This window comes from Pseudomonas sp. 13B_3.2_Bac1, assembly GCF_025466205.1.
GTDB lineage: Bacteria > Pseudomonadota > Gammaproteobacteria > Pseudomonadales > Pseudomonadaceae > Aquipseudomonas > Aquipseudomonas fluorescens_H.
In genome coordinates this window covers 140,090-163,917 of sequence record NZ_JANLOG010000046.1, presented here as the reverse complement: position 1 = coordinate 163,917, position 23,828 = coordinate 140,090, and the positions used below count along the sequence as shown (strand labels likewise).

General features: G+C 61.8%; 23 protein-coding genes and 1 tRNA gene. 9 read left to right on the top strand and 15 right to left on the bottom strand.

Annotated features, from left to right (window positions below):
• Nucleotides 1-35: 35 nt before the first annotated feature.
• Together NTD85_RS07310 and NTD85_RS07305 are read right to left on the bottom strand one after the other, a co-directional pair.
• A complete protein-coding gene (locus NTD85_RS07310) occupies nucleotides 36-1,154 on the bottom strand; it encodes an aryl-sulfate sulfotransferase (protein WP_262141827.1) in 1,119 nt (372 codons plus the stop codon).
• A gap of 72 nt (nucleotides 1,155-1,226) precedes the next feature.
• Entirely contained in the window at nucleotides 1,227-2,207 is a 981-nt protein-coding gene (locus NTD85_RS07305) for an ABC transporter substrate-binding protein (RefSeq protein ID WP_262141826.1), read from the bottom strand.
• 32 nt (nucleotides 2,208-2,239) lie between these two features.
• On the opposite strand from NTD85_RS07305, the gene NTD85_RS07300 reads away from it, so the two are divergent.
• On the top strand, nucleotides 2,240-3,352 hold the full coding sequence (locus NTD85_RS07300) for a GlxA family transcriptional regulator (RefSeq protein WP_262141825.1): 1,113 nt from the start codon (nucleotides 2,240-2,242) through the stop codon (nucleotides 3,350-3,352).
• Nucleotides 3,353-3,369: 17 nt separating this feature from the next.
• Here the strand turns inward: NTD85_RS07300 and NTD85_RS07295 are convergent, their stop codons facing one another.
• From NTD85_RS07295 to NTD85_RS07285, 3 genes are all read right to left on the bottom strand, one after another.
• The gene (locus tag NTD85_RS07295; RefSeq protein ID WP_262141824.1) at nucleotides 3,370-4,554 is read right to left on the bottom strand and encodes a DUF2252 domain-containing protein; all 1,185 of its coding nucleotides are present in this window, start codon (nucleotides 4,552-4,554) and stop codon (nucleotides 3,370-3,372) included.
• Nucleotides 4,555-4,616: 62 nt separating this feature from the next.
• Nucleotides 4,617-5,945: an ATP-binding protein gene (locus tag NTD85_RS07290; RefSeq protein ID WP_262141823.1), complete on the bottom strand. Its 1,329-nt coding sequence runs from the start codon at nucleotides 5,943-5,945 to the stop codon at nucleotides 4,617-4,619.
• Nucleotides 5,942-6,652, bottom strand: coding sequence for a response regulator (locus tag NTD85_RS07285; RefSeq protein WP_047597252.1), 711 nt, complete (start codon nucleotides 6,650-6,652; stop codon nucleotides 5,942-5,944). The genes NTD85_RS07290 and NTD85_RS07285 overlap by 4 nt, the downstream gene beginning before the upstream one ends.
• Nucleotides 6,653-6,817: 165 nt before the next feature.
• Between NTD85_RS07285 and NTD85_RS07280 the strand changes: the two genes are divergently transcribed.
• Together NTD85_RS07280 and NTD85_RS07275 are read left to right on the top strand one after the other, a co-directional pair.
• The gene (locus tag NTD85_RS07280; protein ID WP_262141822.1) at nucleotides 6,818-7,135 is read left to right on the top strand and encodes a hypothetical protein; all 318 of its coding nucleotides are present in this window, start codon (nucleotides 6,818-6,820) and stop codon (nucleotides 7,133-7,135) included.
• Nucleotides 7,132-7,800: a DUF3313 domain-containing protein gene (locus tag NTD85_RS07275; RefSeq protein ID WP_262141821.1), complete on the top strand. Its 669-nt coding sequence runs from the start codon at nucleotides 7,132-7,134 to the stop codon at nucleotides 7,798-7,800. The genes NTD85_RS07280 and NTD85_RS07275 overlap by 4 nt, the downstream gene beginning before the upstream one ends.
• Before the next feature lie 104 nt (nucleotides 7,801-7,904).
• On the opposite strand, the gene NTD85_RS07270 is transcribed toward NTD85_RS07275, so the two are convergent.
• A complete protein-coding gene (locus tag NTD85_RS07270) occupies nucleotides 7,905-8,534 on the bottom strand; it encodes a nucleotidyltransferase domain-containing protein (protein ID WP_262141820.1) in 630 nt (209 codons plus the stop codon).
• A 93-nt stretch (nucleotides 8,535-8,627) separates the two neighbouring features.
• Between NTD85_RS07270 and NTD85_RS07265 the strand changes: the two genes are divergently transcribed.
• A complete protein-coding gene (locus NTD85_RS07265; RefSeq protein ID WP_262141819.1) occupies nucleotides 8,628-9,224 on the top strand; it encodes a hypothetical protein in 597 nt (198 codons plus the stop codon).
• Between the two features lie 48 nt (nucleotides 9,225-9,272).
• Here NTD85_RS07265 and NTD85_RS07260 read toward each other — a convergent pair whose 3' ends face one another.
• Both NTD85_RS07260 and NTD85_RS07255 read right to left on the bottom strand, forming a co-directional pair.
• Nucleotides 9,273-9,458, bottom strand: coding sequence for a YhfL family protein (locus tag NTD85_RS07260; RefSeq protein ID WP_003224965.1), 186 nt, complete (start codon nucleotides 9,456-9,458; stop codon nucleotides 9,273-9,275).
• Between the two features lie 178 nt (nucleotides 9,459-9,636).
• Entirely contained in the window at nucleotides 9,637-10,242 is a 606-nt protein-coding gene (locus tag NTD85_RS07255; protein ID WP_045122457.1) for a TetR/AcrR family transcriptional regulator, read from the bottom strand.
• A 159-nt stretch (nucleotides 10,243-10,401) separates the two neighbouring features.
• Here NTD85_RS07255 and NTD85_RS07250 point away from each other — a divergent pair, with 159 nt between their 5' ends.
• From NTD85_RS07250 to NTD85_RS07230, 5 genes are all read left to right on the top strand, one after another.
• Nucleotides 10,402-11,784 (top strand): aspartate aminotransferase family protein, encoded by a 1,383-nt coding sequence (locus NTD85_RS07250; RefSeq protein ID WP_262141818.1) that lies wholly within the window; start codon nucleotides 10,402-10,404, stop codon nucleotides 11,782-11,784.
• Nucleotides 11,785-12,215: 431 nt separating this feature from the next.
• On the top strand, nucleotides 12,216-12,572 hold the full coding sequence (locus tag NTD85_RS07245; protein WP_201137643.1) for a DUF6124 family protein: 357 nt from the start codon (nucleotides 12,216-12,218) through the stop codon (nucleotides 12,570-12,572).
• Nucleotides 12,573-12,856: 284 nt separating this feature from the next.
• The gene (locus NTD85_RS07240) at nucleotides 12,857-13,510 is read left to right on the top strand and encodes a hypothetical protein (RefSeq protein WP_262141817.1); all 654 of its coding nucleotides are present in this window, start codon (nucleotides 12,857-12,859) and stop codon (nucleotides 13,508-13,510) included.
• Nucleotides 13,507-14,028: a hypothetical protein gene (locus NTD85_RS07235; RefSeq protein ID WP_262141816.1), complete on the top strand. Its 522-nt coding sequence runs from the start codon at nucleotides 13,507-13,509 to the stop codon at nucleotides 14,026-14,028. Before NTD85_RS07240 ends, NTD85_RS07235 begins: the two co-directional genes overlap by 4 nt.
• Nucleotides 14,025-14,546: a hypothetical protein gene (locus NTD85_RS07230; protein WP_262141815.1), complete on the top strand. Its 522-nt coding sequence runs from the start codon at nucleotides 14,025-14,027 to the stop codon at nucleotides 14,544-14,546. Before NTD85_RS07235 ends, NTD85_RS07230 begins: the two co-directional genes overlap by 4 nt.
• 54 nt (nucleotides 14,547-14,600) lie before the next feature.
• Here the strand turns inward: NTD85_RS07230 and NTD85_RS07225 are convergent.
• The 7 genes from NTD85_RS07225 to fdnG form a co-directional block, all read right to left on the bottom strand.
• A tRNA-Sec gene (locus NTD85_RS07225) sits at nucleotides 14,601-14,696 on the bottom strand.
• A gap of 7 nt (nucleotides 14,697-14,703) precedes the next feature.
• Nucleotides 14,704-16,620, bottom strand: coding sequence for a selenocysteine-specific translation elongation factor (gene selB / locus NTD85_RS07220; RefSeq protein WP_262141873.1), 1,917 nt, complete (start codon nucleotides 16,618-16,620; stop codon nucleotides 14,704-14,706).
• Nucleotides 16,617-18,029, bottom strand: coding sequence for an L-seryl-tRNA(Sec) selenium transferase (selA, locus tag NTD85_RS07215; protein WP_262141814.1), 1,413 nt, complete (start codon nucleotides 18,027-18,029; stop codon nucleotides 16,617-16,619). The genes selB and selA overlap by 4 nt, the downstream gene beginning before the upstream one ends.
• A 190-nt stretch (nucleotides 18,030-18,219) precedes the next feature.
• The gene (gene fdhE / locus NTD85_RS07210; RefSeq protein ID WP_262141813.1) at nucleotides 18,220-19,146 is read right to left on the bottom strand and encodes a formate dehydrogenase accessory protein FdhE; all 927 of its coding nucleotides are present in this window, start codon (nucleotides 19,144-19,146) and stop codon (nucleotides 18,220-18,222) included.
• A gap of 3 nt (nucleotides 19,147-19,149) precedes the next feature.
• Nucleotides 19,150-19,815 carry a formate dehydrogenase subunit gamma gene (locus NTD85_RS07205; protein ID WP_262141812.1) on the bottom strand — a complete coding sequence of 222 codons (666 nt, stop codon included), beginning with the start codon at nucleotides 19,813-19,815 and terminating at the stop codon, nucleotides 19,150-19,152.
• Nucleotides 19,812-20,747, bottom strand: a complete 936-nt coding sequence (gene fdxH, locus NTD85_RS07200; protein WP_003224976.1) for a formate dehydrogenase subunit beta — start codon at nucleotides 20,745-20,747, stop codon at nucleotides 19,812-19,814. Before fdxH ends, NTD85_RS07205 begins: the two co-directional genes overlap by 4 nt.
• Nucleotides 20,748-23,813 carry a formate dehydrogenase-N subunit alpha gene (gene fdnG / locus NTD85_RS07195; RefSeq protein ID WP_262141811.1) on the bottom strand — a complete coding sequence of 1,022 codons (3,066 nt, stop codon included), beginning with the start codon at nucleotides 23,811-23,813 and terminating at the stop codon, nucleotides 20,748-20,750.
• Nucleotides 23,814-23,828: the final 15 nt, after the last annotated feature.

Here is a 23,828-nt window from a genome sequence, read left to right as displayed (position 1 = left end):
GTGAGCGTGATCGTTGCGGTGGGTTGAGTGGGTGTTCAGTCACGCAGCCATGGAAGGTCCTGGCGCTGATAACGGTGCGCACGGAATATCGCGTTGTTCTCGCCCGGCAAGTAGCGTCGCGACGGCGCGTCGGGGTAGCTGGCGAAGTGCGGATTGACGTATTCCCACACCACTTCGCCGGCCTGGGTGACTTCGAACAACCGACCGAAGTTGGCCTCGGTCACCAGCGTGTTGCCGTTGTGCAGACGTTGCGCGCCGCCCATGAACGGGGTGAAGAACGCGTAGCCTGGCGTGTCGGCGTATTGCCATTCGATGCGTTGGGTGGCCGGGTTGATTTCAATAATGCGCGAGTGCGGCATGCTGATGTGGGGGCGGAAGATGCCGTTGTCGAACACCAGAACATTGCCGTTTTCCAGTTCGCTCGGGCAATGCTGTTGCGCGACCAGATCGTGCCCCAGACGCCACAGCACTTCACCGCTGCCACGTTGCACGGCAATCACTGAGGAAACGCTGCGCAGGCTGAGAATCACCTTGCCGTCGCGCCCCGGCGTCACGGCGTTGGTCATCGGCCAGTGATGACGCTCGAAGCATTCGTGCAACGGGTAATCCTCGGGGCGCAGGTGCTCCCAACTGCGCCACTCCCAGACCAAGTTGCCCTGACGGTCGACCTCCTTGACCACATCGGCATAGATCACCCCGCCCGGCGCCTCGCTGCCGGGAATGCCGCCGAGCACACGCCGGGCCAGATCCGCACTCAAGGGCTCGGCGGTGGTGTACAGCAGGTGGCCGTTGTCCAGCCATTGCGCGTCGTGGTGATGCAGCAGATCGGTGTGCTCCCAGACCACCTCACCTTCGGGGGTGACTTCGCTGAACGCACCGCCATGCCACACCGACCAGCCCGGGAACAGGTCCGGCGAATCCGGATGGTTGCCGTTGTAGCCAAGGTTGCCGTTGCGCAGGATCACTGCGTCGCGCCCTGGGCGCTGAGGCAGTTTCCAGCGATGAACGATCTCGCCGTCAAGGTCGATCAAAAACACTTGGCCGTCCGCCGTTTGCGGGGCGAACAAGGTGTAGCCGCCGGCACTGCGGGCATGATCGACAGCGATCAGACCGGTCTTCTGGCGTTTGAGCGTGGTGGTTTGCACAGCAGGCATAGCTTTTCTCCAGACGTGTAAGCCCCGGCCGCCAGCGCAGCAGCACGGTGAACGGGGCATGAAAAAAGGGATTCAGGGCGTGGGCAGCACGGGGTTGAAGCGGTCGTCGAACATTTGCTCGACCTGCAGCGGATGCGGGATCAGGCGTTCGGTGGCAAACATGTCCGCCAGACGCTGCTGCGAGGCAATGACTGAAGGCTCAATTCGCACGTACCGCAGGTTCTGATGAGCGAGCATGTCACGCACCAGCTCGACGGGAAGCCGCGTGGTTTGCGCGAACACCCGGGCCCAGTCTTCGGGATGGGCCGTGGCCCAGTTCTGAGCACGGGCCAGTCTGGCCAGCAGATCACTCACCTGCCCTGCGCGCTCGGGATCATCCAGTGCAGGCTGGCTGGCAACGGTGAAGTTCAGACCGGTTTCCGGCCAGGCGCTGCCATCGAGCAAAATTCGCGCTCCCCGCGAAGTCGCCTGACCGACGAAGGGATACCACACCGACCAGGCATCGAGTTTGCCGCCGGCAAAAGCGTTCTGCGCGTCCACCGGGCTGACATAGGCAATGTTCACCTCACGCGGTGTGAGGCCGGCCTGATGCAGCGCGGCCAACAACAGATAATGGCCGCTGGTGCCTTTGGCGACTGCGATTCGCTTGCCTCTGAGGTCAGCCACGCTGCGCACCTCGGAGCCTTCGGGCACCAGCAGCGCATTGTTGTTTTGCGCACCGCTTGCCACGCCGATGATCCGTACCGCGTAGCCGCCGGCCTGGGCAAACACTGGCGGCGCGTTGCCCACCACACCGACGTCGATCGCCCCGGCGCTCAGCGCTTCGAGCAGCGTGGTCCCGGCCAGAAACGGATGCCACGACAACCCGTAGGCCAGATCCTGATCCTCGCCCGCCGCGTGCAGCAACGCCTGAATCAAACCGCTTTGATCGCCCATTTTCAACGGCCCGGCGATGGCAGAAACTGCCGGGGTCAGCAACAACGCGGCGCAGCACAGCAGCGCTTTCAGGCGCGCGGTAAGCGGATGCTTGGCAGCAGCAGTTTTTATCGGCATTGTCGCGCTCTCACTTGTGCATTGATTTCAGTATGTCGAGGCCCGCCGTGCCGCTCCATGCCAAACACCCCTCCTTTGCTGCCATGTCGGACATCCCGCGCACCGTCGTGGTATTGGCGTTCGATGATCTGCTGTTGCTCAATGCGGCGGGGCCACTTGAGGTGTTTGCCGCGATACCGCGAGTGCTGGCCGGAGACTTCACGGCAAATCCGCCCTATCGGTTGCTGGTCGCTTCACCGCAGGGTGGCCAGGTCATGTCGATCTCGGGCATTACCGTGACGACCTGTTCACTTGAGCAGATCGACCAGATGGCTGCGTTGATCGACACGTTGATCGTCGCGGGCGGCCCCGGCATGGCCGCGCTGGAAGCCGACCAGCAAGCCTGCGACTGGTTGCGCCGTCGCGCACCAGACATCCGCCGGCTCTGCTCGATCGGTACCGGCAGCTTTGCCCTCGCCGCCTCGGGACTGCTGGATGGCCGCAAGGTGGTGACCCACTGGAAGTTCGCCGATGAGTTGCAGGCGCGTTATCCGTCGGTGCAATGCCAGACCGATGCGCTTTACCTGCATGACGGCAACCTCTGGACCTGCGGCGGCGCCACGGCGGGTATCGACCTGGCGCTCGGCCTGGTCGAACAGGATCTGGGCGCCCACGCGGCGTTGGCGCTGGCGCGCTACTTCACGGTGTTTTTGTGGCGCAGCGCCGAGCAACCGCAACTCAGTGCTTCACTCAACGCCCAGTCCAAGGCGCTGCGCACCGATCCGGATGTACGTCTGGCACGTTTGCATGGCTGGATTGCGGCGAATCTGAACGGTGATTTGCGCGTGGAGCGGCTGGCCGAGCAGTTCGGCATGAGCCCGCGGCACTTTGCTCGCGCCTATGTCGCCGCGACCGGTGAGACTCCGGCGCAAGCCGTGGAGAACCTGCGCCTGGAGGCGGCGACCTGGTTGCTCAAGACCACCCGCGAGCCGATCAAGCGAATCGCCGAAACCGTTGGCTTTGGTCGGGAAGAACGCATGCGCCGAGCCTTTCAGAAGCATTTGGGCTGCAGCCCGAACGCTTATCGCAGTCAGACCAATGCCCCGCTGGCCGGGCCTCGGCAAACGAACACCGTGACAATCGCCCTGGAAGGGCTGGCCCGTTAGGTTTTCAGTGGGTCTGGTCAGTGCTGCAGCGCATAACGCCGGCAATGCTCCAGATAGCCTTTTTCATGATTGCCAACCAACTGCACGACACTGGTCCACAGCCACGAAGGCGCATCCAGGGTCTTCGAGCGACACGCTTGCAGCTCACGCATCCACGAAGCCCGAGTGCTCATGTCCATCTGCCGGGCATGGGCCAGCCCCACTACTCGGGCGAGATACCCGGCGGCGAGCATCGCGTCGGTCTGGCTCAACTCATCCAGTTCCAGTTTCATGTCTTGTGGCAGCAGTTCGCGAATGAAGAAGCCATGGTCGAGCACCCGGGTGGCGATCATCCGGTTGCCCAGGCCTGGCGAGAGAAAACGCGCACCTTCGACCACGCGTTTGCCGTTGTCGCGAGGCATCGCGGCGCGGGCTACACGAGGTGCGGCGGCGGCAACTGCCTCCTTGATATCCAGCAGGCAATATTCCTGATCGTCGCCCTCGCCCACACCCAGCAACACCGCATAACGCTTGAGCCCCAGCGAGCTGCAGCCTTTGACCCAATAGGCTGAATCGAGCATTTTCACGCGGTCATCCTTGGAGCGGCCCTTTAATGACGTCACCAGCGTGTGCAGGTCCGGGGTGGCGCAAAGGGTCTTCAGCGCGCTGCGTTCTTCACGTGACAGCGACCAGAAATGCTTGCCCAGCGGAATGGTCGGTTTGGTGTTCTCGATGCGTTCCTGCGCCAGATGCTTCCACGTGCGCTGCACGGCGCTGCGCATGCCGGCCTTCACTTGCGCGGGTCTTGGCGGCTCTTTGTCGACATCGTCTTCGAACGCCTGCTCGTAGCCGCGCATCATCTCTTCCAGCATGCGCGCGGTGGCCACGCCGGGCAGATCCGAGCCACGGGCGGCAGTGGCCAGGGACAGCGCCAGGCGCACCAGATCATGCGCCGGGTTGCCGATCACCGTTTGATCAAGGTCGCGGATGTGGATGTCGATGCGTCCCTTCAAATCCCCCGTCGGCCCCAGATTTCCGGCGTGACAATCACCGCAGATCCACACCGCCGGGCCCTGCGGCAGGCTGCGCCCAGGCTGGCTGTGCAGCCACTGGTAAAACTGCACCGTGCTGCCGCGAACGTAAGCGTGGGCGGAGCGAGCCATTTTCAAATTGCGCAGTTGCGACAGTGGTTCAAGACGAGCGGAGGGCCGTGGGGTTTTCATGGACGCTTCTTGCAGTGAATGTGTCCTGTTGACCGCTCGTCACGGCCAAATGTTTCAACATATTACAAAGGCAATTCAACTCGAGCTCGCAAGCCACCGCTGCTGCGATTGCTCAACGTCAGTTCGCCGCCCTGCTCGCGCACGATTGCCCGTGCCGCCGACAACCCGAGCCCGACACCACCGGTTTCACGGTTGCGCGAAGTTTCCAGGCGGAAAAACGGATCGAACACCCGCTGCAACGACGCTTCGGGAATCCCCGGCCCATCGTCGCTGACGTCGATGCAGACGCTGTAGCCGTCGCTGCTCAGAGCGATGGCGGGCTGCTGCGCGTACTTCTCGGCGTTTTCCAGCAGATTGACGATCACCCGCTTGATCCCCAGCGGCCGGCCCTCGTAGACCAGATGCGCCGGGCCGTTGAAATCGATCGCGATGTTCTGGTCGCGGTAGTCGTCGATGATGGTCTGCAGCAACTCCGACAGGTCGAACGCGGTGGCTTGCTCCGGCTGGGTGTCTTCACGAAAGAACGCCAGTGCCGCGTTGATCATCGACTGCATTTCTTCGATGTCGCGGATCAGTTTGCTCTGGTGATCGAGATCCTCCATGAACTCGCTGCGCAGGCGCATGCGGGTCAACGGTGCACGCAAATCGTGGGAAATCGACGCCAGCATGTGCGTGCGCTCGCTGATGTAGTGCTGAATCTGCGCCTGCATGGTGTTGAACGCGATGATCGCCTGGCGGATCTCGTCCGGGCCTTCGACGTTGATCGGCGGCGCGCGCAGATCACCGCCAAAGCGGCGGGCGGCGCTGGCGAAACGCTGCAGCGGCTTGGCCAGTTGCTGCGTGGCAAGCCAGGCCACCAGCACGGTGGCGATCAGGCCCAAAGCGATGATGATTGCGATGCGCGTGCCGATGTCCAGGCCCCAGGAGCGCTCGGGCGAGGAGAACAGCAGCCAACTGGCATCCGGCAGTTGAATCAACGCCGCATAGCGCGCCAGCGGACTGCCGCTCGGCCAGTCAGCGGGATTGAACACCCGAATGTCTCGCTCATCGCCCAACAACTGATGCAACCCGGACGTCTTGTCGGCGATGAGCTGCGTGCCACCCGAGGGCAATCCGAGTTCGTCGCGGTGCGCACTCCAGGTCACCTCCTGCGTCGGGCCGGTTGCCGCGTGCGCCAGTTTCGGGCGTAAAGGCGCCGGTGCAGCCTCGATCACTTTGACGGTCGCGGCAATCTGCTCCAGCAACCCGGTGCGTTCAATCGGTGGCCGCGCCCAGGTCCCGGCAACCTCCACGAACAGAAAATTGAGTGCCAGCGAAGCGAGCATGGCGGCAACGATGGTCAGGGCGATCCGCCGACTCAGCGGGTCGCGCCGCAAGAACCGGCGGATCATGCGCGAGTAACCTTGGCCGTGAACATATAACCGCCGTTGCGCACCGTGCGAATCAGATCCGGGCGCTTGCTGTCCGGTTCGATCTTGCGGCGCAGGCGGCTGACCTGCACGTCGATGCTGCGATCAAAGGCGTCGTGGCCCTGACCGCGAGACAAGTCGATCAGTTGCTCGCGGGTGAGGATGCGCTGCGGGTGTTCGAGAAACACCACCAGCAGATCGAACTCGCCACCGGACAGCGGAATCATCACGTTTTCCGGGGAGCGCAGCTCGCGACAGGTGATGTCCAGATGCCAACCGGCGAAGGCGATCACCGGCCGTGACGGCTCGCTCGCGGGGCTGACCTGCTCACCGGCGCGACGCTGCACGGCGCGCAGGCGAGCCAGCAATTCACGCGGGGCGAACGGTTTGGTGACGTAGTCATCGGCGCCCAGTTCGAGGCCGACAATCCGGTCGCTCAACTCGCCCATGGCGGTCAGCATGATGATCGGAATGCCCATCTGCGCACGCACTTTCTGGCACAGACTCAGGCCACCTTCGCCGGGCAGCATCAGGTCGAGAATGATCGTGTCCGGGCGCTGCTGCGCAATCGCCGCCCACATCGCTGCGCCGTCGGCGGCGACATCGACCTCGTAGGCGTGCTGGACGAAGAACTTCTTCAGCAGGGCGAGAATTTCCACGTCATCGTCGACGATCAGCAGTCTGCTCACGGGCACAGGATCCTCAGGCCAAAAAAAGAACGCATCTAAAACTATTCTGGCGGGCGGGTCATATATTTCAATCGAGCAACATTCCTTCGCCCCGGACATCAAGCGGACATTCTGCGGCAAAACCCCTCAGGCACCCTGCACGCCATCGACAACCGGGGGCATTCAATGAGCGCATTGCACAACTGTTATACCGCCGAGGGCCACGACGCCCGCTATCCGTTGATTCTCAGCCAGCGCACCACCGCGCCTGAGCAGGATACGCCGCTGTTGTTCCAGGAGTTTTGCCTGGGCCTGTCAGATGATCAAAGCCGTATCGTCCTGCGCCGCTATTTCGAACAGTACGGCCCGGCTGATTCGCAATGGGTGGAGTACGTGCATTCGATTCCGACCGCCGACCTGATCCAATGGATCATGAGCCACGGCCGGCTGCACATCGAATGCTCGGACAATACCCCGTCGGCCGGGCAAGGATTGGCCCGATGAGAAGTCATTGCCTGATGACCTTGCTCTGCACCGCGTCCTTGAGTATGTCGGCCTGCAGCAATAAAAAGGTCGAACCCGAGAAGCCTCGCGGTTTTCTGCGTGACTACAGCGTGCTGAGCGAACGCCAGTCGCCTTCAGGGCAGCCTGTTCTGAGCTGGGTCAGCCCGGCATTGGCCCGGGGGCGTTACACTCAGGTGTACCTGGCGCCCAGCCAGATTTACCCCAAGACCGAGCCGACTCAACGGATTCCGCTCAGCACGCTTTCCGGTGTGACCGATTACTACGACGCGGCCCTGCGGCTCGAACTGGGCAAGGTGGCACAACTGGTATCCAGGCCAGGCCCGAATACGCTGACCGTCAGACCGGCGATCACCCGGGTGGCCGCCAGCACCCAGGGCCTGCGCTTTTATGAATGGCTACCGGTGACGCTGGTCGCTGCGGGTGTGAGCACCGCCACCGGCATTCGCGATCAGGACAGCGAAATCACCACCGAAGTCTCCTTCGAAGACGGCTCGACCGGCGAAGTGGTCGCCGAAGTCGTGGGCAAAGGCACCGGAATGCCACTGGAAAACGACAAGCAGGTGCTGACTGCCGATGACGTCAAGGCTGTTCTCGATGGTTGGGCCGGCGACCTGGGCCAGGCATACCTGGCGATCCGCCGCTAGACATTTTGTGGCGAGGGAGCTTGCTCCCGCTGGACTGCATAGCAGTCCTCCTCAACAGCGGGGCCGCTTCGCGCCCCAGCGGGAGCAAGCTCCCTCGCCACAGTTCATTCGTTGGGTCGGGAGTATTTTTCAGTCGTTTGCAATCGTTGAATCCACTCATGCTCGGGATGCAACCGAGCCAGATGTTGCACCAGCCATTGCCGGTCTTCGCGAGATAAATTCGGCAATGCCTGACTGAAATCGGTTTGATCCTTGGGACGCGTGTATTTGGCCTTGAACAGCAGAATCGCCGCAGGCCTGAGATAGGGAGTCCCCGTATCACTCATTGCCACCATCGCCGCGCGTGGATAGACAATCGACGGATCTCTTTTATAGACCCACGTATCGGTCGTGCCAGATTCAAGCATCAGATCTACTCGCCAGACATGGGCAACGGCATCATATCCCCACACCTGAAAAATCTCCGCGCCTGGCGTCTGCCCCACTGGTAAAAACGCCAGTTCACCGTCCCGGACGGTATAGAAGTCCAGCTCGGCCAGCGCTTGCCGGAAGCGCTGAAAGTCGTCCCGCAGGAGGGTGAACTCCAGATCGCTGTGCGCACGGGTTGGCCGGCCCAGCCATAAATCCAGCGCCCATCCGCCCACCACGCACCACGGGCGCGAGACGTGTTTCAGGCGTTGCGCCAATTGCTCGGGCGTCCACGGCTGCCATGCTTGTTGATCCGGTACGCTCATGCGCCCTGCTCCTTGTTCGCCACCAGTCGGCCTCGGCATTTTAATCAGCTAGCCTTGGTTTCTGTCACTGAAGGAATTCGGCAAGGAGCTGCCATGTTCAAGTTCATCAAAACCACCGTGATTGGCGGGTTGCTGTTCATTCTGCCTTTGGTGCTGATTTTCGTCCTGCTGGAAAAAGCCATTCACCTGTTGCGTGGCCCCGTGGAAAAGCTGCTGCCGATGTTTGCCGGGCACGACATTGCCGGCGTGACCCTGATCACGCTGGCTACGTTATTCGGCTTGATTGTGCTGTGTTTTCTTGCCGGGCTGCTGGCCCGGACTTCGACGGCGGCACGAGCGATTGAAGCCACCGGCGACAAGGTGTTGAGCAACCTGCCCGGTTACCAGTTGCTCAAGGACACCACTGCGCGGTTTGCGGGGATGGAGACTCCCGACGGTGCGAAGGTCGGCATGATTGCCGAAGAACAAGGCTGGCGTCTGTGTCTGGTGGTGGAGAGCGTCGGCGACTGGATGACGGTGTACATGCCGGATGGCGGAACGGCCGGTGGCACGGCTGGCGAAGTGCGCTTGCTGCACACTTCTGAGGTGATCATGACCGAACTGTCGTGGCTGACCCTGGCGGCCGGACTGCGTCGTGGCGGACGCGGGTTGCTGCAGCAGATGCAACCGTGGTTGCCGAAAGGCTCGTAGAACCCTCCGCCCATTGCGTAACGGAGGGTTCAGGTCAGACCGCTGCGCTTATTGCGGCAGCTTGTCTACCGGACCGCAGCCACCAATGATTTTCGAGACCGAAACCGATGGGTGGAACAGGTAATCGTAGGTGCAATTCTTCGGTTGGTTGTAGACCTGGCCGGTGCAGCCCGACAGCAGTGCGACGCCGGTGACAACAGTGATGGCGATCGTTGCCTTGAAAATGCTTTTCATACTGGATTCCTATAATTGTCGATGCGCCGCCTTCATGGCGGCTCAATTACTGACGCCCATCTGCAAGCTGCATATGGGAGTCACTGCTGCCCCACCCGGTCTGGCCAGGTGAGTTGCAGCAGAGGAATGTTGAGGGGCGCGCGGGTTTAGCGTCTGTAGGCCTTTTCCCAAGATGCATTCAATGCGCGAGCATGCCGTGACACAGCAGACTCAGAACACCGCGCATGTGTTCGGCGTGTGCAGCCCGATCCGGCTCAGGCTCGGTCGCCAGACGGATGAACGCCAGGTTCGCGTACTGATTAAACAGCGTTGCCGCCACGTCGATATCGACCGACTCGCGCACTTTGCCGAGGGTCTGGAAGTGCACCAGCAATGCCTTGGTTTCCTCGATCACCGCCGCATTCCACGGCTCCAGGGCCTGCGCCAGTTCGCCGGAAAACAGAAACGGCGCCAGTTCCCGCCAGAGTGATGCCGGCATGGCCTGCAACTGGTAACGGGTCATCAGCCCTTCGAACTCGCACAACGCCTCCAGTGGATCGCTGTCGTCATCCAGATTGGCCCGGGCGTCGCGCATCGCCTGCTCGTCCGGTTGCTTGAGCAACGCCAGCAAAATCTCCTGTTTGCCGCCGAAATAGTTGACCACCGTCGGCGCGGAAACCCCGGCCTGATTGGCGATCTGCTCCAGCGTGGTAGCGCCGAAGCCGTTGCTGATGAACAGCTCCAGCGCTGCTTGCGCAATGACTTCCCTGCGCTGTTCCTTTTGCCGTTCTCTGAGCCCGCTCATGGTGCTGGTGTCCTGTGTTGCTGATGGGCGTCAGCCTACGGATTTCTTTTTTCACCGACAAATATTTTCTTTACAAAAATATTTTTAAGTGACAAATATTGACCGTGCACCGCTGGAATGAACGCGCACCCACTTGCCCCGTTTCTCTGGAGAACCGCCATGTCCGCCGAATTCGATCCGACCCGCAGCACCCGCGATTACCAGGCCGCTGACGCCGCCCACCACATTCACGCGTTCGTCGACCAGAAGGCCCTCAACGAGGAAGGCCCGCGGGTGATGGTCAGCGGTGATCGCCTGGCGCTGTGGGACAACGACGGCAATCGCTATCTGGACGGCATGTCCGGCCTGTGGTGCACCAACCTCGGTTACGGGCGCAAGGATCTGGCCGCCGCTGCCACCGCGCAGCTGCAACAACTGCCCTACTACAACATGTTCTTCCACACCACTCACCCGCAGGTGATCGAGCTCTCCGAGCTGCTGTTCAGCCTGTTGCCCAAGCACTACAGCCACGCGATCTATACCAACTCCGGTTCCGAAGCCAACGAAGTGCTGATCCGCACCGTGCGCAAGTTCTGGCAGGTGATGGGCCAGCCCGAGAAGAAAATCATGATCGGCCGCTGGAACGGCTACCACGGCTCGACCCTCGCCGCGACGGCGCTGGGCGGCATGAAATTCATGCACGAGATGGGCGGCACCATCCCCGACGTCGCGCACATCGACGAACCGTACTGGTTCGCCCACGCAGGCAACCTCAGCCCGGAGGAGTTCGGCCTGCAAGCGGCGCGGCAACTGGAAGACAAGATCCTCGAACTGGGCGCCGACAAAGTCGCTGCGTTTGTCGCCGAACCGTTCCAGGGCGCTGGCGGCATGATTATTCCTCCCGCCACCTATTGGCCGGAAATTCAGCGCATCTGCCGTAAGTACGACGTGCTGCTGTGCGCCGACGAAGTCATCGGCGGTTTCGGCCGCACTGGCGAATGGTTCGCGCACCAGGCCTTCGGTTTTGAACCGGACACCCTGTCCATCGCCAAGGGCCTGACCTCCGGCTACATCCCCATGGGCGGGCTGATCCTGTCGCGACGCATGGCCGAGGCGCTGGTGGAAAAAGGCGGCGTGTTCGCCCACGGTCTGACCTACTCCGGCCATCCGGTGGCGGCTGCGGTGGCGATTGCCAACCTCAAGGCGCTTCGCGATGAAGGCGTGGTCACTCAGGTGAAAAACGACACCGGCCCGTACCTGCAGAACTGCCTGCGTGAGGTGTTCGGCAACCATCCGCTGGTGGGTGAGGTTCAGGGTGTCGGGCTGGTGGCGGCATTGCAGTTCGCCGAAGACAAAGCCACCCGCAAGCGCTTTGCCAACGAGAACGACATCGCCTGGCGCTGCCGGACCATCGGGTTCGAGGAAGGCTTGATCATTCGTTCGACGCTGGGGCGGATGATCATGGCCCCGGCGCTGATCGCCACACGGGTGGAGCTGGATGAATTGGTCGACAAGACGCGCATCGCGGTAGATCGCACAGCGCGCGAGTATGGCGTGTTGTAACCCGAAACCCGAAACCCATTGCCCATTGTGGGAGTCGTCGCACCGCCGCTCCCACAGGGGATTTGTGCTGCGCTAAACAGCCTTGTTTAAGCAACACTTGCAGACACTCTCGCAGCCTACACATCCTTGCGTCGTTGCCTACGGCTACGCCAGAATCCGCCGGCTTGTGCGCTTTGGAGCGGGTCTCTATCGTTTCCGGGTCGCTGACTCATTCAGCGATCGGGTTTAGCGACTCGGGTTCAAATAGGCGCACTCAGCATTTCAAGCTTCATTACAGATTCCGTGTCTGTGATTTCGCTATGGTGGCTGTATGCGGGAGACCTCCGGGTCTACCGGGTGCCTATTTCCGGTTCGCTAACCCGCGTACAGCCGCCACCCTTACCTGTTTAGCGACGGGTTATGGCGGCTCCATTGCTAATAGGAGCTTCACCATGTTCAAGGTAACGCCCAACCCGCCGATGTCAGACCCGATCTCGCCGTACGAATCCCTCGACTCGAAAAAACTCCACGAAGCCGCCGACCGCGCCCTCGACCATTACCTCAAACCGCCCACACCAGACATCACCCGCCAATCCAGCAACCTGTTCCACGTCAATCCCGCCGCCGACAACGAAACCCTGCTGGTACACGCCAGTGAATCGCTGGCCTCGGCCAGCGTCATGCTCAGTGATTTCGCCGGTTTGCTGGATGCCCCCTACCGCAACACCCTGCTGGGCATTCAGCAAGTCGTGATGCTCGGCGAACTGACCGTCAACCGCGCCCTCGACAACCTCGACCCGCCCGCCTGAAAACCCGATCCCCTGTAGGAGTGAGCCTGCTCGCGATGGCGGCCGATCAGCCGACTTTGAGGTTAATGATCCACCGGCCATCGCCAGCAGGCTCGCTCCAACTAGTGGATTGAGTGACATTTTGAACATTGCATCATTGGCGGACGCAAGCCGACCTGCGTTATTGGCTAGCCAAATGCCACTACATCACTTAGTCTGCGCGCCCCGCAAAAACGTTTGGCCAGGAAGGCTTTGATTGGCCTTCGCAACTGAACGTCATCAATCACGCAGATTCAGGGATGTTCATGTTTCATGTCTTCAAAATAGTGGCCGCCGGCCTGCTGGCCTCGCTGCTCAGTGGTTGTATCACCCAAAGCGCGTCGTGGGTCAGCGAACCATTGCAGGCCAAGGCCAACGAGCCTGTGGCTTATTTGATCGGGTCCATCGGGCCGCGCTCGCTCAAACTGTCTCCGGCGGATAACCAACGCCTGTTTATTCGCAAACGTGGTTCCCAGTACGGCGCTGCCGGTATCTGGAAAATGGCCGGTGCCTATTCAACGCCGCAGGATATTCAGGACGGCAGCGGTGCCGCGAGTGTCTTCGTCCTTGCTTTGAAACCGGGCGACTACGAGTTCTACGATTTCCAGTTCTTCTCTGCGCGATACACGCCGGGGCTTGGCACCGTTTACAGTTCGATGGAAGCGCGCGAGAAATTCAACCTCCCGCTGCGTCTTGAAGCCGGAAAAGCCTATTACATGGGTGAATATCGCTCGCTCTGCCTCAACGGCATCGGCTGCACCTTCCTCTGGCGCGATCAGCGCGCCCGCGACGCCGTGATCGCCCAGCGCCAGGTTCCCGGACTACCACCTCTGCAATCACTGAAGCTCGATCTGAAAAGCGCCGAACCCTATATTTTTGCCGATACCCCGCCGGGTGTTGCCGCGGACATCAAACCATGAAAAAAGTCACCACGCTTGCCACCGTCGCTCTGCTGGCCGGTTGTACCGCCACCAACACCTTGCCAGAGCGCACACTGGCCGACGGACAGGATTATCTGGCACCGATCCACGTCATGATCGACGACCCTCTGCAGTCTTCGTCGTTGCGCAATCATCTGCGCGAAACTGGCGTATTTCGTAACGTCGAAACCGGGTCCGGCCAAAACGATGCGTACAACGTCCAAGTCAAATTGAACATGCAACGCGAGTTCCCGCCGTTCCCGGTGGTGTTGTTGAGTTGTGCCACATTGTTCATGCTGCCGCTTTCGAAGGAATACGACACGCAGGCCGAGTTCTCGGTGTATCAAGGCGACAAGCGCCTCAAGCAGTACACCTATCGCAATAACACCCGGAAATACACCTGGTTGCTCGATCAGGGTGGCGAGTTGGAAGGACAGAACCTCAGCCGTATTGCCCGGGCCTTCGCCCAGGACGTTCAACATGACCGGTTGATCCCTGTCGTTGGGAGTGCCCAATGAAGCTGCCCTGGATCAAGACCGGCGCCCTGCTCAGTGCGCTAATGGCACTCGGCGGTTGCGCCAACACCCTGCCGCCCCTCGATTATCACGCCACGCAAGCCTATGTGCCGGTGACGTTGAGCCTGGGTCAGGCCACTACCCGGCACGAAGAATATCGCCAGGGCGAAACCATTTCTGCACTGAAAAACTCCGGCGCGTTTTCCATGCTCGACGGCGGTTACACCCGCAACGGCTACAGCCTGCTGATTACCCAGCCGTGGTCGGGCGAAACCCATTATCTGGCCATGTTCAATGTCCTGACCCTGTTCACCCTCCCTGTGCCTTATCACTACCAGAACAACTTGCGCGGCTCGGTCTTCAAGGACGGAAAACTGCTCAAGACCTATAACTATTCCCGCGAAGGCTGGAGCGTGTTGGCTTGGTACGTGCCGATCCCGGACAACAAGAACAAGCAGCAGATGCTGGATCAGTTTCTGGAAGAGTTGGAGAAGGACAAGCTGATTCCCTATCAGCCTTGACCGTTGGCTTTGCGCCGCCACAGCGAGCATCACGGCGGCGAGCACGAGAGTAATTGGCGGAAGGCAGCCGGAGTCGAACCTGCCCGGGAACGGATGCCGTCCCCAACCGGGTTTGAAGCCCGGCCGCGCCACCGGGCGCGATTGCCTTCCTTTGAACTCAGGGTGCGTCGGCACTGGCCAGCGCGTTGTCGTGGCGGATCACGCGAGATTCGCCGATGCGCCGGGTCAGGCCGAGGCGGTCGAAGTATTCCAGGTACTGAATACAACGTTTGCGTCCCAAGCCTAGCGCATCACGGAACGTTGTCACCTGGATCGACGGATTTTCCTGCTCCAGTTGCAACAGAATGTCGGCCATGCGCCGCAGTTGCCCGTCAGACAGAAACAGGTCGCGCACCACCTGGTGCATCAACCCCAACCGCGCCAGTTTGCGCAGCAGCAGACGCACCACGGCATCCTCCGTACCAAGCGTTTTGGCAACGTCGCGCACCCACGGCGGATCGAAACCGGCCTGTTCGAACAGCGGTTGCATCTGCTGCCACAGGGTTTCGTCTTCAGCATTCAACCGCACCTGATGATCGGGCAGATGCAGCCACGGCCCGCTGGCGTTGATCGACCCGGCAGCACGCAGTTCTTCCAGCAGGCTGACAAAAGTCGAACGCTCCAGCGCCAGACCACTGAAGCGCCGCAAACGGTCGCGGTCCGGGCCCATCTGGTCGGGCTCCAGCTCATGAAACTTCGCCAGTTGCTCCAGCACCGTGAACTTCAGTTGTCCCCAGCGCTGCAGATTGAACAACACCGGGCCTTGGCGGGTGTCGATCAGGCGCACGTTGGCCGGTAGCGACCAGCCCTCACGCGGGCGATTGAACTGACGCTCCAGCCGTTGCGGATCGAGGCCGCCAGCACTGTGGTTGAGCAACACCGGCAGAGCCTGTTCAAGACTGTCGCTGCGGGCCAGCGCTTGCAGTTGCGCCAGCCGTTCCGGGCTGCGGCGCTGGCGGGCCGGGGCGAACGGGTCGAGTATCTGACCTCCGCCGAGGGTGCGTTGCGCGCTCTGGTCGCGCAGGATCACGCGATCGCCCTTCACCGCGTGCACCGGCGTGTTGATCAACAGTTGCGCGAACATGCGCTCGCCAGGTAGCAGGCGCGTGCCTTCGAGCAACGCGACGCGGGCGATGACGTCATGGGTGCCGAGATGCACGTGGACCGGGTGGAAATGTTCGAAGGTACGCTCGCCGGGCAACAGTTGAAATTCGATGTCCACGCGTTGCGTCGGTGCGAACAGCCAGTCCGCCAAAAGCCATTGGCCGCGATGGATCTGTTCCAATGTCAGTCGCTCGCCGCTGATATTCAACGCCACTCGTTGTCCGGCGAAGGCCTGTTCAGCGACTGTGTTTTGCGCATGCAAGCCACGCACTCGCAGCGCTTTACCGGATGGCCCGAGGGTCAGTTTATCCCCGACGGAAACCGTCCCCGACAACGCCGTGCCAGTCACCACAATCCCGGCGCCCGCCACGCTGAAGGCGCGATCAATGGCCAGGCGAAAACCACCTTCGCGGCTGCGCTGATGCACATCACCCTGGGTCTGCAGCAAGCTCTGGCGCAGTCCATCGACGCCCTGCCCGGTCACGCTCGACACCGCCAGCGTCGGCGCATCGGCGAATGGCCCGGCTTCGAGCAGATCGAGAATCTGCCGCTGCACCTCCTCCACCCTGCCCGCTTCAACCCGATCGCATTTGGTAATCGCTACCAGCGCCCGGGGAATGCCCAGCAACTGAACAATTGCCAGATGCTCACGGGTCTGCGGCATCACCCCGTCGTCCGCCGCCACCACCAGCAACACCAGATCGATGCCCTGCGCGCCAGCGAGCATGTTGTGGGTGAATTTCTCGTGGCCCGGCACGTCGATGAACCCGGTCAGCCCGGCACCGGGTTCCAGCTCCGCATAGAGATAGCCGAGGTCGATGGTCATTCCGCGCTCGCGCTCCTGCGGCCGGCGGTCGCCGGTTTGTCCGGTCAGGGCTTGCAGCAACGAGGTTTTGCCGTGGTCGATGTGCCCGGCGGTGCCGACGATCACGACTCGACCTGCAACTGCGGCAACTGCGCCAGCCACGCCGCTTCGTCGTCGAGTTGCCTTAGATCGAGCCACAGCGCATCGTCGTCAATGCGCCCGAGCACCGGGATCGGCAAGGCGCGCAACGCCGCTTCCAGATTCAGCAGAAAACGCCCGCGCAAGCGTTTCGATACCTGCGGGCGCAGGCAAAGCGCTGCACTCGGCAACCGCGCTACCGGTTGGCTGCCGCTGCCGATCATGCCCAGCGCTTTCACTGCACTGACATTCCACGGTTCGCCGATGACCTGTAAGAGTGCCGGTAGCAGGCGCTCCGCTTGTGCGAGGATTTCGGCTTGCGGGCGAGTCAACAGCCGCAGGCTCGGCAGACGTTCAACGAGGCGATCCGGGTCGCGATACAGACCCAGCACCGCCTCCAGAGCGGCCAGGGTTAACTTGTCGACCCGCAAAGCACGCTTCAACGGATTTTTCTTGATCTTCGCGATCAGGTCTTTGCGCCCGACAATCAACCCGGCCTGCGGCCCGCCGAGCAATTTGTCGCCGCTGAAAGTGACGATGTCCGCACCCTCCAGCAACGCCTGGCGCACCGTGGGTTCCGCTGGCAGGCCCCAACGGGTCAGGTCCAACAGACTGCCGCTGCCGAGATCCTCAAGCAGCGGCAAGCCATGCCGATGAGCCAGTTCGGCCAGCTCGGCGGTGGGTACACGAGCGGTAAAGCCTTCGATGCTGTAGTTGCTCGCATGCACGCGCATGATCAAGCCGCTGCGCGGGCTGATCGCTGCTTCGTAGTCGCGGGCGTGGGTGCGGTTGGTGGTGCCGACTTCATGCAGACGCACCCCGGCGCGGGCCATGATGTCGGGAATGCGGAACGCGCCGCCGATCTCGATCAGTTCGCCGCGCGAGATGATGCCTTCCTTGCGCGCGCCCAGGCTGTTGAGCGTCAGCAGCACCGCAGCGGCATTGTTGTTGACCACAGTGACGGCCTCGGCCCCGGTCAGTTCGCGGATCAGGCCTTCGATCAGATCATCGCGATCACCGCGCTTGCCGCTGGCCAGATCGAATTCCAGATTGAGCGGGTAACGTGCGGCCATTTGCACCGCTTCGATGGCCTCTTCGGGCAGCAAGGCGCGGCCGAGGTTGGTGTGCAGCACCGTGCCGGTCAGGTTGAACACCCGCCGAACGTTACTGCGCTGTTGCTGGGTCAGGCGCTCGCCGACGCGGCCGGCGAGCACTTCGGGGCTGATTTCAATGGCAGACAGTTGACCTTGCAACACGCTGAGCCGCAGCTCATCAAGCAACTGCCGCAAGCCGCTCAGCAACGCCTCACGACCATAACGCTCGGCCAGCGGCAGACAGGCCGGGTGACGCAACAAACCATCAATGGAAGGCAACCGCAGGGCAACACTCGAAGACATCAGCCACTCCCGAAAACAAGACTCTCCGGCATGACCTGACGCAACGCGTCTAAATACAGCACACCGGCCCCCAATTGTGGGAGCGGGCTTGCTCGCGAATGCGGTGAGTCAGCCACAAATGATCTGACTGACACGGCCCCTTCGGGAGCAAACCCCTCTCACAAGTTTTTCAGGAGTGTAGACGCTCTGTTCATTCGTCTCCCGGCGCCAGCATCAGATTCGGTGCCAGACGCTGAAAACCGTCCTGCGCCAGACGCATGTCGAGCAGCAGGCTGCTGAGATCCGCCGACAACGCTTCGCCTTCGGCATCGTTCTCCAGATAGACCAGTTTCAGGTAGCTGTTGCAGCCCGGGCAGACCTCCGCGCGAATCGGCGCCTGATTGGCGGCGTGGCGATCGTCCTCCAGGCTCAGGTAATCGAGGCCTTTGCTCGACTCGCAATACACGCACTTGACCCGCACCACGTGCCATTCGCAGGCGCACAGCGAACACACCAGATAGCGCAGACCATTGTGTTTGCCGCGATGGCGGATCACCCCGGCCATCGCCGGCGAACCGCAGCCCGGGCACTGGCTGAGGCTGTCGCCGGGTTTCAGTTGCAGGTTCGCTGCGCTGAGCAGCCAGTGGCTCCACGCCGCTTGCAGCCCGGCGCCGAGAAACGGCACCAGCGCCGCCGGCACCATTGAATACTGGCCGCTGACCAGCGCCACCGCCCACGCACGCAACTGGCCGGCACTGGCCTCCCGCAGCGTGGCCAACGCGTCGAGCACCGCCGGCTGTTCCGATGGCACATAGCGTTGCAGCAAAGCATCCAGATACGCCTGCCAGCCGTCCTCGCGCACCAGCGTATCGGCGGCAAATGGCGGCAAGCCGTGGCGCTGACAGACTTCAAGGCGTTGCACGTCGATTGGCACCGTCAAGGGCGGCTCGTCCATCACCTGCTGCTGAGCCCGGCACAATCCGGCAATCAGCTGCAGATAATCGGCCAGCGGATGCCCTTCGGCCAATTGCTCCAGCCGCTGGGCGCGCAAAGTAAACAGGTTGTGCGGTGGCAGGTACAGAAACGGCGGCGAGCTGGCCGCAGCTTCGATTTCCCCGGGTTCAAGAATGGTTGCCAAAAGTCAGCCCTTTTTGGTGATCGGTCGCTCCGGCACGTCCGGATTGCGTTCATCGCGGGTGATGTCGCGATACCAGAGTTCGTGGTGCTTCTTCGCCCAGGCGCGGCTGACCCAGCCATGCAGCATTGCGTCCACCGAACCCTTGATCCATAGCCCGGCGTAGATGTGCACGATGATGCTGAGGATCAGCACAAACCCGGCCAGTGCATGCAACAGCATGGCCCAGCGGATCGCGGTGATGCCGAAGTACGCGCTGAAATACGCACGCCAGATCACCAGCCCGGTGAACAGCAAACCGAGCATGCACAGCAGTAAAGTCCAGAACAGCATCTTCTGCCCGGCGTTGTACTTGCCCACCGGCGGTACGCTTTCTTCATCGTTGACCAGCACCCGATCGATGCGGCGCATCCACTTCCAATCGTTGTCGATGAAGAAGTTCGCGCGCCAGAAGCGGAACACCAGGCCGAGGAACAACACGAACATCAGCACGCCCATGAACGGGTGCAGAATCCGCGTCCACGGCCCGCCGCCAAACAGGTTGGTCAGCCAGAACATCGACGGATGAAACAACGCCAGCCCGGACAGCCCGGCCATGAAGAACAGAATCGCCACCAGCCAGTGATTGGTGCGCTGGTTGGCGGTGTAGCGCAGGATCGTCTTGTTGCTCATGGCCGGTCCTCCCCGCGTGGATCGAAGGTGTGCACCGCCGGATCGACAACATGCACCGAGGTATCGGGCGGCGTCGGATGGTCATCCTCCTCGGTACGGTTCGGCCCGATGCGCACGTAGTGGAAGAACCCGGCCAGCACCGCCGCGCCCATCGCCAGCAGGCCGAGCGGTTTGCTGATGCCTTTCCACAGGCCCACCAGCGGACTGATGGCCGGCGCATCCGGCAACCCGGCGTAGATCTTCGGCGTGTCGGCGTGGTGCAACACGTACATCACATGAGTGCCGCCGACGCCTTCCGGGTCGTACAGACCGGCGTTGTCGAAGCCACGGCTTTTCAGGTCGACGATGCGTTCGGCGGCGTGTTCCTTCATGTCTTCCTTGCTGCCGAAGACGATGGCCCCGGTCGGACAGGTTTTCACGCACGCCGGTTCCAGCCCTACCGCGACGCGGTCAGAACACAAGGTGCACTTATAAGCCTTGTGATCCTTCTGCGAAATCCGCGGAATATTGAACGGGCAACCGGTGATGCAGTAGCCGCAACCGATGCAGTGATCCTGATCGAAATCGACGATGCCGTTGGCGTGCTTGATGATCGCCCCGGGACTTGGGCATGCCGCGAGGCACCCCGGCTCGGCGCAGTGCATGCAGCCGTCCTTGCGGATCAGCCACTCCAGGTTGCCGGCATCGGTTTCGTGTTCGGTGAAGCGCATCAGGGTCCAGGTTTCTGCGCTCAGGTCCTGCGGGTTGTCGTAGGTGCCGTGGTTGTGGCCAACCTCGTCGCGCAGCTCGTTCCATTCCGAGCAGGCGACCTGGCAGGCCTTGCAGCCGATGCATTTGGTGGTGTCGATCAGCTTGGCGACTTCCTGCTGATTTCTCACCGAGGGCGGCACCGTGGTGGTGGCCGAGCGGGCAATGATGTCTTGGCTGGCCATTTACAGTTTCTCCACGTTGACCAGGAATGACTTGGATTCCGGGGTCTGTGTGTTGCCATCGCCGAGGAACGGCACCAGGGTGTTGGTCAGGTAACCGTGACGCGTCTGACCGGTGAATCCCCAGTGCAGCGGGATGCCGATCTGATGCACCACCTGGCCGTTGACCTGCAGCGGCCGGATGCGTTTGGTCACCACCGCCACCGCCTCGATGAACCCGCGCTTGCAGCTGACCCGCACCCGATCTCCGGCGGCGATGCCCTTCTCCTTCGCCAGCACTTCGCCGATTTCGACGAACTGCTCGGGCTGGGCAATCGCATTCAATTTGCAATGCTTGCTCCAGAAGTGGAAGTGCTCGGTCAGCCGGTAACTGGTGCCGGCGTACGGGAAGTCCTTGGCTTCGCCGAGGCTTTCCCAGACCGAATCGAAGATCCGCGCCGCCGGGTTGCTGGTGGCTTTCTTGTTTTGCGGGTGCAGCGGATTGATGCCGATCGGCGTTTCGAACGGCTCGTAGTGCTCGGGGAATGGCCCCTCGTTCATCTTGTCGACGGCGAAAAACCGTGCGACGCCCTCGGGGTTCATGATGAACGGGTTCATCCCGGCTTCCGGCGGCACATCGGCCTTGTAGTCCGGCACATCGGTGCCACCCCAGGCCTTGCCGTTCCACCATACGAGGCGCTTTTTCGGATCCCACGGTTTGCCCGAGACATCCGCCGAAGCGCGGTTATAGAGAATCCTCCGGTTGGCCGGCCACGCCCAGGCCCAGCCCAGATGCTGGTGCATGCCATACGGGTCGGCGTTGTCGCGCCGGGCCATCTGGTTACCGGCCTCGGTCCAGCTGCCGGCGAAAATCCAGCAGCCGGAGGCGGTGCTGCCGTCATCCTTGAGCTGAGCGAACGCGGCCAGTTGCGAGCCGGCCTTGACCGTCGCACCGCTGGCGTCGGTGAAGTCGGCCATGGCGCTGCCATTGATCTCCTTGGCCAGTTCCTCCGGCGAAGGCTCGTCCGGGATCTTGTATGGCCACGACAGTTTCAGCAGCGGATCGGCGAACTTGCCACCCTCGGCCTGATAACGCTTGCGCAGGCGCAGGAACAATTCGCTCATGATGCGGATGTCGGTCTGCGCTTCGCCCGGGCCGTCGGCGCCCTTCCAGTGCCATTGCAGCCAGCGGCTGCTGTTAACCAGCGAACCGTCCTCCTCGGCAAAGCAGGTGGTCGGCAGGCGAATCACTTCGGTCTGGATCTCGGCGCTTTTCACGTCGTTGTACGGCCCGACGTTGTGCCAGAACTCCGAGGTCTCGGTGGCCAGCGGATCCATCACCACCAGCCACTTGAGCTTGGCCAGCGCGCCCATCACCCGGTTCTTGTCGGGCAACGCAGCGATCGGGTTGAAGCCCTGGCACATGTAGCCGTTGACCTTGCCCTGACTCATCAGGTCGAACATCTTCAGGACGTCGTAGTTGGGGATGTCGAGTTTCGGCAGATAGTCGTAATTCCAGTTGTTCTCCAGCGTGGCGTTGGCGCCGTACCACGACTTCATCAGACTGACGTGGAATTTGCTGTAGTTCTGCCAGTAGGACAGTTGCCCCGGACGCAACGGCATTTGCGTGCGTTTTTTGATGAAGGCGTTGTAGTCCTGCTCGCCATCGCCACCCAGCGTCAGATAGCCCGGCAACGAGTTGGACAGCAACCCGAGGTCGGTCAGGCCCTGAATGTTCGAGTGCCCGCGCAACGCGTTAACGCCACCGCCGGGCATGCCGACGTTGCCCAGCAGCAGTTGCACCATCGCCGCGCTGCGGATGATCTGTGCGCCGATCGAATGCTGCGTCCAGCCGAGCGCATAGAGAATGGTCATGGTCTTGCCGGGCGTGGAGCACGTGGCAATCTCATCCCAGATTTTCTGCATCGCATCGACCGGCATGCCGCAGATCTGGCTCGCCAGATCAATGTTGTAGCGGCTGTAATGCTGCTTCATCAATTGATAGACGCACTGCGGATCCTGCAGGGTCGGGTCGACCTTGACGAAGCCGTCTTCACCCAGCTCGTAACCCCAGCCGGATTTGTCGGTGTAGCTGCGCTTGGCTGCGTCATAGCCGCTGAAGATGCCGTCTTCAAAGCCATAGCCGGCTTTGACGATGAACGAGACGTCGGTGTAATTGCGCACGTATTCGTGCTGGATCTTGTCCTGGGTCAGCAGGTAATTGATCAACCCGCCCATGAAGGCGATGTCGGTACCGGTGCGGATCGGCGCGTAATAGTCGGCCACCGAAGCGGTCCGGGTAAAACGCGGGTCGACCACGATCAGCCGGGCAGCGTTATGCGCCTTGGCCTCGGTCACCCATTTGAAGCCGCACGGATGCGCTTCTGCTGCGTTGCCGCCCATCACCAGGATCAGATTCGCGTTGGCGATATCGGTCCAGGTATTGGTCATGGCACCACGGCCGTACGTCGGGGCAAGACTTGCCACCGTCGGGCCGTGTCAGACACGCGCCTGGTTATCGAACCCCAGCATGCCGAGACTGCGAATCACCTTCTGGGTGATGTAGCCCGCTTCGTTGGACGCTGCGGACGCGGCGAGGAATCCGGTGGTGAGCCAGCGATTGACCGTTTGCCCGCTGTCGTTCTTCTCGATGAAGTTGGCGTCGCGGTCGGCCTTCATCAGGTCGGCGATGCGATCCAGCGCTTCATCCCAGCTGATCCGGGTCCATTCGCTGCTGCCGGGCTTGCGCGTTTGCGGATACAGCAAGCGGCCCGGGCTGTGAATGAAGTCCAGCAGGCCTGCGCCTTTTGGACACAGGGTGCCGCGGTTGACCGGGTGGTCGGCGTCGCCCTCGATGTGGATGATGTTTTGCGCGACGTTCTTCGCGGCATCGCCCTGGCTGTACATGATCAACCCGCAACCGACCGAGCAATACGGGCAGGTGTTGCGGGTTTCATGGGTGTGGGCAAGCTTGAAGTGACGCACCTGCTCGGCGAAGGCCGGCGTCGGGGCCATGCCCAACGCGCCCAGGCTAGAGCCTGCAAGGCCGATACCGGCGACCTTGAAGAATTGACGACGGCTGAGATCCATCGTGCACTCCTGATC

Bases quoted from the DNA above. Each gene is read 5' to 3' on its own strand.
- NTD85_RS07310 (WP_262141827.1), bottom strand. From the start codon at position 1,154: ATGCCTGCTGTGCAAACCACCACGCTCAAACGCCAGAAGACCGGTCTG.
- NTD85_RS07305 (WP_262141826.1), bottom strand. From the start codon at position 2,207: ATGCCGATAAAAACTGCTGCTGCCAAGCATCCGCTTACCGCGCGCCTG.
- NTD85_RS07300 (WP_262141825.1), top strand. From the start codon at position 2,240: ATGTCGAGGCCCGCCGTGCCGCTCCATGCCAAACACCCCTCCTTTGCT.
- NTD85_RS07295 (WP_262141824.1), bottom strand. From the start codon at position 4,554: ATGAAAACCCCACGGCCCTCCGCTCGTCTTGAACCACTGTCGCAACTG.
- NTD85_RS07290 (WP_262141823.1), bottom strand. From the start codon at position 5,945: ATGATCCGCCGGTTCTTGCGGCGCGACCCGCTGAGTCGGCGGATCGCC.
- NTD85_RS07280 (WP_262141822.1), top strand. From the start codon at position 6,818: ATGAGCGCATTGCACAACTGTTATACCGCCGAGGGCCACGACGCCCGC.
- NTD85_RS07275 (WP_262141821.1), top strand. From the start codon at position 7,132: ATGAGAAGTCATTGCCTGATGACCTTGCTCTGCACCGCGTCCTTGAGT.
- NTD85_RS07270 (WP_262141820.1), bottom strand. From the start codon at position 8,534: ATGAGCGTACCGGATCAACAAGCATGGCAGCCGTGGACGCCCGAGCAA.
- NTD85_RS07265 (WP_262141819.1), top strand. From the start codon at position 8,628: ATGTTCAAGTTCATCAAAACCACCGTGATTGGCGGGTTGCTGTTCATT.
- NTD85_RS07260 (WP_003224965.1), bottom strand. From the start codon at position 9,458: ATGAAAAGCATTTTCAAGGCAACGATCGCCATCACTGTTGTCACCGGC.
- NTD85_RS07255 (WP_045122457.1), bottom strand. From the start codon at position 10,242: ATGAGCGGGCTCAGAGAACGGCAAAAGGAACAGCGCAGGGAAGTCATT.
- NTD85_RS07250 (WP_262141818.1), top strand. From the start codon at position 10,402: ATGTCCGCCGAATTCGATCCGACCCGCAGCACCCGCGATTACCAGGCC.
- NTD85_RS07245 (WP_201137643.1), top strand. From the start codon at position 12,216: ATGTTCAAGGTAACGCCCAACCCGCCGATGTCAGACCCGATCTCGCCG.
- NTD85_RS07240 (WP_262141817.1), top strand. From the start codon at position 12,857: ATGTTTCATGTCTTCAAAATAGTGGCCGCCGGCCTGCTGGCCTCGCTG.
- NTD85_RS07235 (WP_262141816.1), top strand. From the start codon at position 13,507: ATGAAAAAAGTCACCACGCTTGCCACCGTCGCTCTGCTGGCCGGTTGT.
- NTD85_RS07230 (WP_262141815.1), top strand. From the start codon at position 14,025: ATGAAGCTGCCCTGGATCAAGACCGGCGCCCTGCTCAGTGCGCTAATG.
- selA (WP_262141814.1), bottom strand. From the start codon at position 18,029: ATGTCTTCGAGTGTTGCCCTGCGGTTGCCTTCCATTGATGGTTTGTTG.
- NTD85_RS07205 (WP_262141812.1), bottom strand. From the start codon at position 19,815: ATGAGCAACAAGACGATCCTGCGCTACACCGCCAACCAGCGCACCAAT.
- fdxH (WP_003224976.1), bottom strand. From the start codon at position 20,747: ATGGCCAGCCAAGACATCATTGCCCGCTCGGCCACCACCACGGTGCCG.